The organism is Pseudomonas brassicacearum (genome assembly GCF_003732265.1).
Taxonomy (GTDB): domain Bacteria; phylum Pseudomonadota; class Gammaproteobacteria; order Pseudomonadales; family Pseudomonadaceae; genus Aquipseudomonas; species Aquipseudomonas brassicacearum_D.
Map to the genome: position 1 here is coordinate 379,918 of NZ_MOBK01000006.1, position 14,755 is coordinate 394,672.

The following is a 14,755-nucleotide window of genomic DNA, read 5'->3' on the forward strand; positions in this document are numbered from 1 at the left end:
AGCGATCCTCAGGCGAACAAACGGTCGGTGTTGATGAAACCGCGCTCGTTTTCCGGGCGCGACGTGCGGCAGTGTTCGGCGACGCTGGCGTCGGCGTTCATCCAGCTGAGTTTCAGCGGTTTCGGTGCGTATTCAGGCGACGGGTCCATTGGGTGTTGCAGTGCGGTGAGCACCACCAGTGTGTCCATCGGTGCATACAACTCGATGTAATCACCGGCCCGGGAATTGCCTTCGACGAAGTGGAAGCGCCCGGCTTCGTCGACGTCGACGCGGCTGAACAGGTTGAGGGTCATCAGCAAGTCCGACAGGCCCAACCCCCACTTGCCCAGCTCGACCAGCAGGTTGTCGGTGCCGTTGCGGAAGAAGCCGTTGCGCAGTTCCTGATAGCGGCCGGCGCCATATTTTTCCGCGACTTCATCTGCGCAGAGCACACCGCCGAGGCTGTCGCTCCAGCCGCAGGTGTCGGCAGTGATCGCGGCCAGTACGCGGCCCATGTCCGAATACAGGCAATGGCCGTTGGTGAGCTTGGCGGTGTGTTGGCATTTGAGGCTGTCGGGCAGGTTCAGGCGTTCGGTTTTTTCATTGGCATTGAGCAGCGTCAGGCTGACGTTGGCACCGCCGCGCAGGTCGGTCAGGCGCAGCAGTTGGCCGCGCTTCAATACGAACGAACGATGGCCGCCACCGGGCAGCAATTCTTCGGCGAAGGGGGTGAACAGTTGGGTCGAATCAGTCATGTACAGAATCCTCAAGCGATACGAAACGTGCCTGCCAGGGGCATCGGCAAGGCGTCGACGGCGGCACGGGTGGTGCGGCGGTCGCTGTTCAAAGGGATGTCATAGGTGATGCGCGCGCCATAGGCACCGGGGGCGTGCGGGTCGACGCGAACCTTGTCGAACACCAGCAGACGCGTGCCGAGGCTGAAACCTTCGGACAGGTCGTGGGTGACCATGAACACCGTCAGTTGGGTCTCGCGCCACAGTTCCAGCAGCAAGGCGTGCATGTCTTTGCGGATACCCGGATCGAGCGCGCCGAAGGGTTCGTCGAGCAGCAACACCCGGGGTTTCATGATCAGCGCCTGGGCGATGGCCAGCCGTTGCTGCATGCCGCCGGACAGCTGCGCCGGGTATTTGTCCAGCGAATGGCCGAGGCCGACTTTGTGCAGCAACACCGAAGCCTGTTCCCGCGCATCACGCTTGGCGCTGCCGAACAGGCGCCCGAGCAATGGCGAGCGCGGCAATTCGAGGCCGAGGGCGACGTTGTCCAGCACGGTCAAATGCGGGAACACCGAGTAGCGCTGGAACACCACGCCACGGCTCGAATCCGGTTCGCCGGCCAGTGCCTGGCCGTCGAGCAGAATCTCGCCGCGACTGGCGCGTTCCTGGCCGAGCAGCAAGCGCAGGAAGGTCGATTTTCCGCAACCGGAGGCGCCGACGAGGGTGCAGAACTCACCCTCGTTGACGTTCAGGTTCAGGCCTTCGAGCACCACTTGATCGCCATACTGCTGCCAGACGTTTTTCACCGTGATGAAGCTCATGCGCGCGCTCCTTCATACCAAGGGAAAGCACGTTGGGTCAGGCGCTTCAGGCCCCAGTCCATCAGCCAGGCGAGGAGGGTGATCCAGACCACGTACGGCAGGATCACGTCCATCGCCAGGTAACGACGCACCAGGAAGATTCGGTAGCCGAGGCCGTCGGTCGAGGCGATGGCTTCGGCGGCAATCAGGAACAACCACGCCGAGCCGAGCATCAGCCGCAACGAGATCAGCAGACGCGGCAACAGTTGCGGCAACACCACGCGCAGCATCAAGGTCCAGGTCGAGGCGCCGAGGGTCTGGGCCTTGATCAGCAACTCGAGCGGAATTTCCCGGGCGCGCTGTTCCAGATCACGGGCTAGGGCCGGGGTGATGCCGATAACGATCAGCATCACTTTCGACAACTCCCCGAGGCCGAACACGATGAACAGAATCGGCAGGATCGCCAGCGGCGGCACCATCGACAGCACCGTCAGCAGCGGCGACAACGGCGCGCCGAACAGCGGTAAAGTCCCGGCCGCCATGCCCAGGCACAACCCTGCCAATGCGCTGATCCCGAGGCCGATGGCCAAGCGGCGCAGGCTCGAAGCGCTGTCCTGCCAAAGCAGGTATTCGCCGGTACGGGAGTCGGCGACGAAGGCCAGGCGTTTTACCGCGTCGGTCATCTGCACCGCGCTCGGCAGCAGCTTGTCGTTGGGATTGTCCATCAGCCGCTCGGCCGAGCCCATGAAGTAGGCGAACAGCACCAGGGCGAACGGCATGATCACCAGCAGCAGGCGACTCGGGCGATCCGGGTGGCGATTGATCAGGCGCATGGCCAGCTCCTCGTGATTACAGCTTGGCGTCAGCAGCCATCTGCACGTAAGTCGGGTCGAAGCGCAGCTTGAGGTTGGACTTGTCGCCGCTGGTCACGCCGTTGGCGAACGCCATGCCGACGGCGCTGGTGTCCTTGGCGCCTTCGCCGAGCAAGCCGTGCTGGAACGAGAACTCGGCGACTTTGCGCATGGTTTCCGGCAGCTGCTTGCTGGTGGAGAAATCCAGGGCTTCTTTGGGCGTGGCGAACAATTTGGTGGTGTCGAGTTGTGCCTGGAAACCCGGCAGGTCGGTGCCGGAAGCCTTGGCCATGTGTTCAAGCGCGGCTTTGCTGGCGGCGTTTTTCGCGTTCATCAACTCGACCACTTCGAACCAGGCGCCGGTCAGCGCTTTGCCCAGGGCCGGGTTGTCTTTGAGGGTGGCGCTGTTGACCACCATCATGTCCATGATCTCGCCGGGGATCTGGCTGGAGTTGAACACTTCGGTCACGTCAGGCTTGGCCTTGATGTCCGAGAGCATCGGGTTCCAGGTGGTGACGGCGTTGACCTGCTCGGTGTTGAAGGCGGCCGAGATGTCGGCGTCGGAGGTGTTGACCACTTTTAGGTCTTTCTCGGTGAGGTCGACCGAATCCAGCGCGCGGGCCAGCAGGTAGTGGGAAACCGAGAGCTCGACCAGGTTGACGTCCATGCCCTTGAGGTCGGTGATTTTCTTGCCGTCACCCTTGAGCACGATGCCGTCGTTGCCGTTGGAGAAGTCGCTGACGATCAGCGCGGTGCTGTCGACGCCACCGGCAGCCGGAATGGTCAGGGCGTCCATGTTGGTCATGGTGCAACCGTCGAACTGGCCGGCGGTGTATTGATTGATCGATTCGACGTAATCGTTGAGCTGCACCACATCAATCTTGATGCCGTACTTCTTCGCCCATTTGTCGACGATGCCTTGGCTGCCGGCGTATTCCCATGGCATCCAGCCGGCGTAAATCGTCCAGCAAACGCTGAAATGGTCTTTCTGGGCGGCCTGGGACGAGAAACTCACGAAGGCTGCGAACGCAGCGGCGAGCAGGGCGGGTAAACGAAGCTGGGACATGGTGGTTCTCCAGTTGATCAGGGGCGGGCAGGAGTCAACGCGGCACCGCGAACGGTGGCTTGTCTCCCGGGCTTTTGTCCCGCCGTGTAACCTCAACTGGAGGTCGCCAACTCTCGGACCAGCCACTCGCACAAGCGAGCCGGAACCCTAGTCAGCCATTGCAAATTGTGGTGCCGCGAACCTGTGATGAACTCCTGCACGCTGTTGCTAAAGCGAGAGGCGTGCCAAGTCGGCGCGAGCGCTCTAGCGCGGGGGATGACGCGCGTACCGGCGCCGGATGGGCCGGCGCGTTGCCTTTTGATGGTGCGCGGCTGCACCGCAATGGGACGGGTGGGCCGCTGATCTGAAGGTGTTTGCGATGCAGCACTCGACGGTGGTTTTCCAGTCAAACGCTATGTCAGCCGACCGTTGCCGGCTGCTGTCCCGGGTCTTTTCGGAGGCCGTCATGCTGCGTCGAATGGTGTTCTGTGCGTTGCTGGGGTTGGGGTTGGGGTTGTCTGGCTGCTATTACTATGCAGGCTACGACGACGTGTACACCGCCCCTTATTACTACCCCGGTTATTACTCGCCCTATTACTACGGTGGCTATTACCCCCGCTATTACGGTGGCTATCACTACCGTTATTACGGTGGCCACGGGCCGCGTTATTACGGCGGTGGATATCACCGCTGGCACCATTAATCAGCGTGTGAATAGATGAAAAACCTTTCATCGGGCAGATGTTTCAATGTGTTTCAGGAACGCACCAGATTTCGAAAACGATGTCTGATCTTTCGACAGTCACCGAATAATTGACTGTCGCTCGCCAGCGTCGCTGGTGTGGCTCACTCGCGGTCCAGGAGGCCGCCATGAACTGTCGAAAACAGCTCAGCCGAATTCTTCTGATTGCTCTGTCCGGATTGTCGCTGGGTGCGTGCGTGCCCTATTCCGATGGAGGAGACAGCTACTACGGTTCCGAGGTCTATACCTCGCCAGCGCCCACCTATTACGCCGGTGGCAGTTCCTACTATTCCGGTGGCGGCGGTTACTACTCGCCACCGCCCCGGTACTACTCACCGCCAGCGCGGTATTACCAGCCGACACCGCGCTATTACTCTCAACCAAGGGTGTATCAACCGGCTCCGCGTTATTACCAATCACGGGGTGATTACCGGTCCCATCAGAATCAAGGGTGGGACGGGCGTAATCGAGGCGGCTGGAATAATGACTATCGGGGTGGCGGCGGGCGTAACAACAATCACGGCGGACGTGGTGACCACAATGGTCGTGGCGATCACGATGGTCGTGGTGGCCACCGGTAGTCTTCACAAGACATCTCTCCAAAGAAGCGGCGCGTTAAGCGCCGTTTTTTTGCTTCAGAAATAGCTCGAAGGGAGAAAAAAACGAGGGCAATGCCTGATCAGTTCGAAATTCACTCGCTTTGCTCCATCTCCTCGGACGTTCTCGGAACCCTCCTACATTTTTACTTCTGAACGTTTGTTAGCGTCTGTGCATTCGTATTGATGTTCGAAAAACTTCAATTAAATCGGGGCGCACATGAAAGAACCTGAATCATGAATTTACTGATTATTCATCAAAACTTTCCAGGTCAATTTCGACACGTTGCGTCGGCGGCGTTGAATCGAGCGGGCGTTAAGGTTTTGGCCATAGGACGAATTACTGCTCCAGGCTTGCCAGGAATAAAGTTATTTAGATATCGACCAGTAAGAAAAGTATCAAATTGTACTCACCCGTTCTTACATAAATATGAAGACGCAATAGTTGATGGGCAACAAGTACGTCGAATGTTACTTGGGCTTAAACAAGGTGGCTATTGCCCTGACGTGATACTTGCTCATCCGGGATGGGGTGAAACGCTGTTCATCAAGGATGTGTATCCCGACGTCCCTCTGATTCATTTGTGTGAGTTTTATTATCATCCCAAAGGTACGGATGTCGATTTTGATCCTGAATTTCCGTCTACCCCAAATACTTATTCAAGCCTTCGTCCGCTTAATTCGATGCATTTGTTGAATCTTGAGCAGTGTGATATTGGAATTGCGCCTACCCACTGGCAACGGAGTCTGTTTCCTCGAACGTACCATTCTAAAATTCACGTAATTCATGAGGGGGTGCCTCTGCAAGTACCCGAGTATGCGCCGGTTTCCTCTGTGCAGTTGAATAGCGGGTATGTGCTGGAGACCGGGCAACCAATCGTTACCTATGTCGCCAGAAATCTTGAGCCTTATCGTGGCTTTCATAGTTTTATGAGATCTATTCCTTATATTCAGGCCGAGTGCCCGGATGCCCAAATTGTAATCGTGGGAGGTGATGAAGTCAGCTATGGGCGTTTGCCGAAAGGGTTTGAGAGTTGGCGTAGCAAATTGGTCGCTGAGTTGGATCTGGATCTCTCCAGAATACATTTTACGGGACGGTTACCTTATAAAACTTATAGGGCCATTTTGGAGGTTTCAAAAGCGCATGTTTATTTGACTTATCCCTTTGTTTTGTCTTGGTCATTGTTGGAGGCGATGGCATTTGGGTGTGTTGTCATAGGTTCAAATACCGCTCCAGTTGAAGAGGTTGTCGTTGATGGCGTCAATGGGGTGTTAGTCGATTTTTTTGACGCTGAGGCGATAGCTGGAGAAGTGTGCAGGGTTTTGCAAAACGCTGATGATTTCAGTTTTATGAGAGAAAATGCGAAATCGACAGCTAGCAGATTTGATCTGAAATACGGAGTGCAAGGCTATTTCGATATTTTTAATCGGGTAATTCAATAGGCTGATTTATCATTTTAAATGGAGTTTGAAATGTATAAGGTGATTCGCAAGGATGCATATTGGTGGTGTAAAACCATAATCAAGTACGTTTTGGTTGTGGCTTTTTGTTCTTGGTTGGTGAGTTGTTATGTTGAATCGGAGCGCATGGCGGAGGAGCAAGATCGTAGCCGAGAGATATCAAAGAAATGCAATAAAAAACTAGCGGGTATGGAGCATGTTCCAATATTGGGAGGAAGCTTTCTTGATATAGCTAAAATACCGGGGTTCCATTTCGGTTCTGCCACAAGGAATGGCCAGTGCATTGCAACGCTTTTGGAAGGAGACTTCTGGTGGACTGGCACTGAACTTCGTCCCACCTATCAGGACCTCGGGAACGAGCCATTACCCAGTTGGAGGTATTTTAGTTTGGCTGCCAGGCTGTACACAAGAACAGAGTCTACGGAGCCAATTAACATGGGCCGTCAGACCAAGGAATGGCCTGAAGAGCTTATTGTGAAGCTCAAGAATTATCCCGGTTTGGAACTCTGGCTCAAAGCGCCCCCTCCTAGTGTTGAAAATGAATTCGCGGTAAGCGGTTTTGTAATGCGCGACTGGCGTCGAAGTGATGGAACTCCACGAGTGATTGCGTGTGATGGTTTGGGTTCTCCATCTAGCGAAGTTCTGGAAAGTGGGTTCAGTAGAGAGATTTTGTTAACGTTTAATAAATCACAACTGGAAAATCTGGATTTTGGCCAGTTAAATACCTATTGCACAGTGGGGTTGCATAATTTTGATTTTGCAGGTGGAGACGCTCGTGTTCATCTAGGGACGCGCTCGCTGCGTGTTGCTCCTACAGCACTTAAATTTATTAGTGAATACCTTTCGAATGCCATAGTTACAGGGAAGTAATAATGAGTTATATATTTGATGCCGTCGAGAAAGAAAAAATTATCAGTGCTGTCAGTATGTGCAGTGGCATGAAATTTGATCTGGATATAAAAGAATATAGTGCAGTTGCGATAGTGGGTGCGAATTGTGCGCCTTTTTATAAAACATTGTCAGGCATGATTGCTGAAAAACTTTCTGGTTCGGTGATTTTTGATAAGAGTATCAAGAGAATTTTTAAAAATGCCAAATTGTGGCTTGATGTGGCGATCGATGCGAACGGAGGAAACGGTGCTTATTCAGCATTGATCCGTGCTTACACAGTGCGACAAGGACAGTTGCGACTGAATAAAGCGTTCAGTGATGAATTGATACAACAGTCATCGAACCAGGTGGCCGTCAATTTCATGAATACTTTGCTGTACGGTTCAATTGAATTTAACTTGGCACCGTGGACTGTGCCTGCAATTGACCAAATCGCTTCCATCGATGCAAGCGCCATCGGTAAAATACTGTTTCCTCAGGAAGGAGCGGAAAAAGACACCGCTGCAAGTCGCAACGCTGGATGGTCTGGCACAATTGGATTTAGTCTGTTGGGCGGGGAATATCCCTATGAAACGTGGCGATTGATTTCGGCAGGTGATCCCGGCTCGGAAATAAAAGGAAGACACGAACTGGCGAGAGTGAATAGGCTGGACGATTATAAGAATATCTTGTTTGCTATCAATTCCTACAATGTAGCGCTTGAAGCAGTGGTCAAAAACTTTGGTTGGAATGCATTTGAGAGCCTGCTTTCAGTTGTGCCTGCGCAGATAAATATTGCGCGCAGCAGTCGAAGTTATAATCCGCTCATTCAGTCTGTTGTCAAAGGTACACCGATTTCATCCACGGTGGATTTGATATTAAGGTATGGGGTGAATGCCTTCTTTGATATGTTCAAGCTAACCTATGATGGTGTCTCTTCAGCTGCACCCACTACAGATGCAACATTTTCCGCAAACGCCCATGCATTTTTCTCGTCGTTATCACCTAGCCAATCTCAAAATATTGTTGCCAAGGCAATTAGAGAGTACGGCAGCGCTTCTGATTGGGGAACACTAGCGGCCCAGGAGTCGCCTGCCGGGATGGCGCTACGGAATTCCCTAAAGTACTTGAGTGAAATAGTCATTGAAAGAACCGACGGTTTTCCAGAGCGGGGACTAGAACTCTATAAGCCGGAAACTGGTAGTGGAGTTATCACTGAACAATGGCTTGTTGATCGCGCGGATATGTTAGGTCGCTTGATAGCCAGGACTAACGAATCATTCGGAGAAAACACGATTCAGGCCCATTCCTACTCGGATCTTGAATCAGGTAAACAAGCGCCTATGACTACCGGGGTTTCAAATCCTCTGATTATGTTTGGTGATGATGGAGGCCGTTCGCTCAGCGGCGGACCCAATAGCGACCATCTCTATGGTGGCGTGGGTAATGACACGATCATCGGCCTCGAAGGAAATGATTACATTGAAGGTGGTCAGGGGCGTGATTCGTTAAAGGGCGGAGATGGCAGAGACGTGCTATACGGTATGTATGGGGATGATGTATTAGTCGGCGGTCAAGGTAACGATATTCTGATTGGAGGCGTTGGCAGTGATCGATACGAGTTTTCGAGTGGCGATGGCGTCGATCAGATTTCCGACTTTGATGTTGATGGCCAGATACTTATAAATGGTTTACCTATTCCTGCCCTTAAGCGTAGTGGTCCTCTGAGCAATACCTGGATTACGGAAGATGGGGGTATCGCTTTAACTGTCATCGAAGAGCTTTCTGAAAAAACGCTCCATATCAAATACGGCCGGAATGATCTGGTTTTTATTAAACACTTCACGCCTGGCATGTTGGGTATCCATCTCCCGGATTACCAAAGCCAAGACTTTTCAGGGCCTGGTCTAACCGTCGTGGGCGACTGGAAAGCAAAAGACACCGACCCCACTGTTCCCGGTGATCAGCTCGCTCAAGATGAATTGGGCAACGTTATCGTGCGCAAGGTGAAGCAGAGAAATAAGGCAGATGTGCTTCACGGATCGCCGAACGACGATGTCCTCATCGGGCTTGGTGGTTCCGATCAGTTATTCGGTAAAGCCGGAAATGACCGGCTATTTGCAGATCAGCAGTTAACAATCGAACAATCGATGGCTGCTGGAGTTGGTCCCGGCAAGGCAAGTCGTGGCGATTGGCTTGATGGGGGGCAGGGTGAGGATCTACTCGTGGGTACTGAGTCCCGAGACGTGCTGCTCGGTGGCGACGGTTCAGATACGCTCATAGGTGGAGCCGGCGATGACAATTTATCCGGTGATGATGTGACCGGTGTGCTGGAAAAAACCTGGAATTTCAAGAGGATTGACGTCCTCATTGGTGAAGGTGTCGTTAGCTGGCGTAATGTCTTTGCCCGTGCCTCTCTCAGCGCTCCTGCGGAAGGTGGCAATGACATTCTTTTTGGTCAGGGTGGCAGTGACTTTATCAATGGCGGCTGGGGCGATGATTTACTCAACGGTGGAACTGAAAACGATGTTTTGAGTGGCGATGGGGGGAATGACACTCTTCATGGTGGCAACGATAACGACATTTTGTTGGGTGACAACCTGGATTGGGGAGGCGGTCTGCAAAGTCGGCACCACGGCAACGATTTGTTGGATGGGGGCGATGGTAGTGATTCCCTGGCCGGTAATGGTGGTAGCGATGTGTTGTACGGCGGTATCGGTAACGATGACCTGACCGGCGATGACTTTGTTTTGCAGGGTGTTGAGGGTAACGCCGCGAATTATTTCGGTAATGATTTTCTGGATGGTGGTGCAGGTGACGACACTCTCCAAGGTGGCGGTGCTGATGATTCTCTTTATGGCGGCGCAGGCAACGATGTTTTATCCGGGGATTACTCCGATCACCCGGCTCGATACCAAGGTAATGATTTTCTAGATGGCGGTACTGGAGATGACACGCTTCGAGGCATGGGGGGCTCCGACACGCTGATAGGGGGCGAGGGGAATGACGCCTTGGATGGAGACGAGCACAGTCAGCCAGCCGGACTAACCAATAATGACTACATTCGAGGTGACGCTGGAAACGATACGCTCTGGGGAGGCTTAGGCGCCGATACGCTTCACGGTGGTGCCGATGATGACTTCTTGCTGGGTGATGATGAGCAAACACCCGAAACAGAGCACGGAGCGGACTATCTTGATGGCGGTTCAGGAAACGACACCCTAATAGGCGGTGGCGGAAACGACACTTTGTATGGCGGTGCAGGTGCAGATTACCTTCGCGGTGGTTCCGGTAATAACGTATATAAAGGAGGCCGCGGCAACGACTATCTGGATGGGGAAGACGGCGATGATACCTATCATTTTGGTATTAGTGATGGGCTCGATGTTATTGCTGATGCAGGCGGAAACAACGTCATAAAGTTCGACCCTGGATTTACTGTGGATAATTTAAAAGCTGACATCATTGTTGTAGATGTTGGTCCGGTATTACGAATTTTTAACGGGTTGGGTGATGCTGTTCTGATTCGTGGTTACGATAAATGGCAATATTCATCGTTCAGTTTTAGTGACGGTTCTGTTTTAAGTTTTCAGGACGTTATGAAAATAGTCCATGGTCCGACAGATGTTTCGTCCTTGGCGGAAACGTTTGTGGTGCGAGGCGTAGACGACAACGTCATTGGGGCTCCAAATAATACTCTTATTAAGTCGCAATTAGGAGATAAAGAAAAACCCAATGGGGCGGAGGATGCCAATAATGCTGTGGTTGATATTCCACGAGTTGAATTTGAAATCAGTAAATTGTGGAACGAAGAGTTTCTAGTGAATATGAAAAAGCGCCGCTCGGCATTCATACTAGCATCGGGTTTTGTGCTGAATTCTCAGGGTGCCTGGAGCAAAAGTCATATCGCTGATGACGACTACAGCTACCACGAAAAAACTAACCTAATTGTTGAAAGCTTCCAGGCAGGATCATTGTCAGAGACCCCGGAACGAATGAATCTGGTTTCTGGGAGGGCGGTACTTAGCGATAGAACTTCAAGTGCAACGTCCCATGCTGAGTCGAGACTCTCTGTAGTAGGCGGTATGAAATACAAGCCAAAACAAGAGCCACATTATTATCCCTCTGGCTCAAGTCATAGTGGTTTTTCTTTAAGTGCTGGCGAAGTTATCGTCGAGCATAAAAGCGCGACAGGTGTCGTTCAAGGTTGGTATGTGTATCCAGTTGGAAGCTTCGAAGGTAGTGAGTTAAGTTATAAAAAATTTATGTGGGACGTCACGTCTGAATCTATCACGCACCAAGTTGTTCAAGGCGACGATGAGGGTGGCAGAGTAAATCTCGAAGCCGGTAATATCTTTCATGGTGGAATGGGCGACGACTTAGTGGTCACCTATGAGGCTCCCAATGTTTATCATGGTGAGAATGAGGATAGGGTTTCCGGTGCCTTTCTGTCAGGCGGAGCAGGAAACGATACGCTGATCGGATCAGAGGGCCAGGATTATTTAATCAGTGGCTCCGGGCATGATTGGCTTTACGGAGGGAATGGTCCAGATACTTATATAATAACCGCGCATACTGGAGCGACTACTATTGTTGCGGATATTTTAAGCCCTGTTTTTCTTCGTCCAGAAGTAGGCGTTGCCGAGTGGAAAGCGGAGTTCGGATTAGACGATACGGATACCGTTAGACTTCCTGAAGGGGTGACGCTTGAGCAGTTGCAATTAAGCTGGGGTGCTGTGTTGGTTGAAGCGGTCAATATTGAGTTGGCGCCAAACCCAAAACCCGGTACCTACCGCGACCCACCCCGTGGACAGATGCTGTATCCAACACTCGATATTTCTTGGGCTAAGGATCAACAGGTTCGCATTGTATTGCCGAATGTTAGTGATCTCGGTGGTTCGGGCATTGAAGTTGTGAAATTCGCCGATGGGTCAGATATCAGTCTGGAACACCTTATGAATAATAGTAAGTTGGGTCCCGCGCCTGATACTTATAGTTACGGTGTTTTCATCGATAATGCATCAGAGATTGTCTCTTTTAGGGATGGTAAAAAACTCCCTCTCGTTGGTGGTCAAGGTAATGATACTTTGAGCGGTAATGGAGAGATACGTGGCATGCAGGGGGATGACGTGATTTCGGGTGCTGCAGGGGACGATATCCTGTGGGGAGGGCCTGGTAACGACACTTTAAACGGTGGCGCGGGTAATGATATTTACAAGTATGAGGGGCTTGGAAGAGATTTAATTGTTAATGCGTCTGGCGGTATGGATGGGATCGATTTTACAGATTTTGGTGCATCCATTCATCAGTTGAAATTTCATCGCGATAATAACGATCTCGTCGTAGTGGTGAATTATGGTGTAGCTCCGAAGATACGAGTGGCCAATCATTTTTTAGGCGGTGACTCCGCGATAAGTTTTGTAAGAACTCAAGGAATGGATAGAACCACTCAGGACTACACCGCTGATCAATTGGTTGGGCTTCTACATCCTCTACCCCCGCTAAGGGATATGGACGATATATTTCTACGTGGTGAGGAGGGGGTTTTGGAGGCGACCAAGGAAATAGCTGAATTTTATGGGCTTAAAATTTAGCTACAGCCCCGAAAAAGAACAGGCAGTGATTATTAGCTAGATCGTACCAAACGACTTGATCTTGAGTTAAAGCCGCCCGCGATAGCCTCCTTTAATATGGCTATCGCGGACAACGCCAGCATTTCAGTACTCCGACAAATCCGCCAATGGATGCCGGCCTTCCCAAGCCTTCTGAAAGTGCGCCTCCACCACCGCATCCGGCACATTATTGATATCCGGCCAATGCCAATGCGGTTTCTGGTCCTTATCAATCAACCGCGCCCGTACACCCTCGCTGAATTCCGGATGACGGCAGCAGTTGAGGCTCAGGGTGTATTCCATCTGAAATACCTGCGCCAGCGACAAATGCCGGGCTCGAACGATTTGCTCCCAGACCAGATGCGCGGTCAGCGGCGAGCCTTCGCTCATGGTTTTTGCCGCACGACTGAGTAGCGGGTCGGTGCTGTCGCGTTGCAGGCTGATGGCTTTCCAGGCGCAGCTCACGTCACTGACATCCAGCAGTTCATCGATGTGCTGGCGCCGTGGCAGCCACTGGGCTTCGGGCATTTGCGCAACTGCTTCTTGCTGCAAGGCCTTGAGCAAACTGTTGAGCTGCATCGGCGTTTGCTCCTGCCAGTTCAACTGCAGCAACCCTTGGATCAGTTCCTCTTGCTGTTCATCGAGCAGGAAGCGGTCGGCCAGGTCGAGGTCGATTGCATCGCGTCCGTTCATATGAGCGCCGGTCAGACCCAGAAACAGGCCGAGCTTGCCGGGCAGTCGCGAGAGGAACCAACTGGCGCCAACGTCAGGGTACAGGCCAATGCTGATTTCCGGCATCGCCAGCCGACTGCTCGGCGTGACAATCCGGATGCTCGCGCCTTGCAACAACCCCATTCCGCCACCGAGCACATAACCATGGCCCCAGCAGATCAACGGTTTCGGGTAGGTGTGCAGTTTGAAGTCCAGGCGATATTCAGCCGCAAAAAAATGCGCGGCCAGCGGCGGCACCTCTCCGGGATGCGCGCGGCAGGCTTCCACCAGACTGCGCACTTCACCGCCGGCACAGAAGGCCTTGGCGCCGTTGCCGCGCAGTAACACGCAGACGATTTGCGGGTCCTTGGCCCAGGTGTCCATTTGATCGCTCAGGGCGCTGATCATCGGCAAGGACAGGGCATTGAGGGACTTTTCGGCATCGAGGCTGGCGATGCCGATGCGCGCGCCGTCGGTGCCGGTGAGTTCTTCGAAGTGCAGATTCATCGTGACCTCGATCGGGAATTTGAGCGTTCAGTATGATCGCTGTTGAGGAAAGTGCCGGATGTGCGTCAGATCAATTGACAAGCGTGATGGGCTTTCCTAGGGTTCGCCCCATTGTTTTTGCCGGATGTAACCATGACTGCTGACGACCGTATCAAACTCGAACCGAGCTGGAAGGAGGCACTGCGTGCTGAATTCGACCAGCCCTATATGGCGCAGTTGCGTGAATTCCTGCAACAGGAGCGTGCGGCGGGCAAGGAGATCTATCCACCGGGCCCGATGATTTTCAACGCGCTCAACTCCACGCCGCTGGACAAGGTCAAGGTCGTCATCCTCGGTCAGGACCCCTACCACGGCCCGGGTCAGGCCCATGGCTTGTGCTTCTCGGTGCAACCGGGTGTGCCGGCGCCGCCGTCGTTGGTGAACATCTATAAAGAGTTGAAGCGCGACCTGAACATCGACATTCCCAACCATGGCTATTTGCAGAGCTGGGCCGACCAGGGCGTGCTGATGATCAACACCACCATGACGGTCGAGCGCGCCAATGCCAATGCGCACAAGGACAAGGGCTGGCAGTTTTTCACCGACCGGATCATTGAGGTCGTCAGCCAGCAGCAGCCGCACCTGGTGTTCATGCTGTGGGGCGCGCATGCCCAGAGCAAGCAGAAACTGATCGACGCGACCAAGCACCTGGTGCTGACGTCGGTGCATCCGTCGCCGCTGTCCGCATATCGCGGATTTCTGGGTTGCGGGCATTTCAGCCGGACCAACAAGTTTCTTGAGCAGAATGGCGAGACGCCGATTGAGTGGCGGTTGCCGCCACTCTAAAAGCATCGCGAGCAGGCTCGCT

The 14,755-nt window shown here is 53.2% G+C and carries 11 protein-coding genes and 1 riboswitch; of the genes, 6 read left to right on the forward strand and 5 right to left on the reverse strand.

Annotated elements, in window-relative coordinates:
- Positions 1–8: 8 nt before the first annotated feature.
- The 4 genes from BK660_RS14465 to BK660_RS14480 are packed head-to-tail and all read right to left on the reverse strand — an operon-like array spanning position 9 to position 3,430.
- Positions 9–734 carry an urea amidolyase associated protein UAAP1 gene (locus BK660_RS14465; protein ID WP_123433842.1) on the reverse strand — a complete coding sequence of 242 codons (726 nt, stop codon included), beginning with the start codon at positions 732–734 and terminating at the stop codon, positions 9–11.
- Between the two features lie 11 nt (positions 735–745).
- Positions 746–1,534: an ABC transporter ATP-binding protein gene (locus BK660_RS14470; protein WP_123433843.1), complete on the reverse strand. Its 789-nt coding sequence runs from the start codon at positions 1,532–1,534 to the stop codon at positions 746–748.
- A complete protein-coding gene (locus BK660_RS14475; RefSeq protein WP_123433844.1) occupies positions 1,531–2,346 on the reverse strand; it encodes an ABC transporter permease in 816 nt (271 codons plus the stop codon). The genes BK660_RS14470 and BK660_RS14475 overlap by 4 nt, the downstream gene beginning before the upstream one ends.
- Before the next feature lie 16 nt (positions 2,347–2,362).
- Complete coding sequence (locus BK660_RS14480) at positions 2,363–3,430, reverse strand: putative urea ABC transporter substrate-binding protein (RefSeq protein ID WP_123433845.1); 1,068 nt, start codon at positions 3,428–3,430, stop codon at positions 2,363–2,365.
- A 61-nt stretch (positions 3,431–3,491) separates the two neighbouring features.
- Positions 3,492–3,592: riboswitch (guanidine-I (ykkC/yxkD leader) on the reverse strand.
- Positions 3,593–3,875: 283 nt separating this feature from the next.
- On the opposite strand from BK660_RS14480, the gene BK660_RS14485 reads away from it, so the two are divergent.
- From BK660_RS14485 to BK660_RS14505, 5 genes are all read left to right on the forward strand, one after another.
- Positions 3,876–4,112, forward strand: coding sequence for a hypothetical protein (locus BK660_RS14485; RefSeq protein ID WP_123434611.1), 237 nt, complete (start codon positions 3,876–3,878; stop codon positions 4,110–4,112).
- A 167-nt stretch (positions 4,113–4,279) separates the two neighbouring features.
- Complete coding sequence (locus BK660_RS14490; RefSeq protein ID WP_123433846.1) at positions 4,280–4,732, forward strand: hypothetical protein; 453 nt, start codon at positions 4,280–4,282, stop codon at positions 4,730–4,732.
- Positions 4,733–4,984: 252 nt separating this feature from the next.
- Positions 4,985–6,190: a glycosyltransferase family 4 protein gene (locus tag BK660_RS14495; protein WP_123433847.1), complete on the forward strand. Its 1,206-nt coding sequence runs from the start codon at positions 4,985–4,987 to the stop codon at positions 6,188–6,190.
- A 30-nt stretch (positions 6,191–6,220) separates the two neighbouring features.
- Positions 6,221–7,078, forward strand: coding sequence for a hypothetical protein (locus BK660_RS14500; protein WP_123433848.1), 858 nt, complete (start codon positions 6,221–6,223; stop codon positions 7,076–7,078).
- Positions 7,079–7,080: 2 nt separating this feature from the next.
- A complete protein-coding gene (locus BK660_RS14505) occupies positions 7,081–12,672 on the forward strand; it encodes a calcium-binding protein (protein ID WP_123433849.1) in 5,592 nt (1,863 codons plus the stop codon).
- Between the two features lie 123 nt (positions 12,673–12,795).
- Here the strand turns inward: BK660_RS14505 and BK660_RS14510 are convergent, their stop codons facing one another.
- Positions 12,796–13,908, reverse strand: a complete 1,113-nt coding sequence (locus tag BK660_RS14510) for an enoyl-CoA hydratase/isomerase family protein (RefSeq protein ID WP_123433850.1) — start codon at positions 13,906–13,908, stop codon at positions 12,796–12,798.
- Between the two features lie 132 nt (positions 13,909–14,040).
- Between BK660_RS14510 and ung the strand changes: the two genes are divergently transcribed.
- Positions 14,041–14,733: a uracil-DNA glycosylase gene (ung, locus tag BK660_RS14515; protein ID WP_123433851.1), complete on the forward strand. Its 693-nt coding sequence runs from the start codon at positions 14,041–14,043 to the stop codon at positions 14,731–14,733.
- Positions 14,734–14,755: the final 22 nt, after the last annotated feature.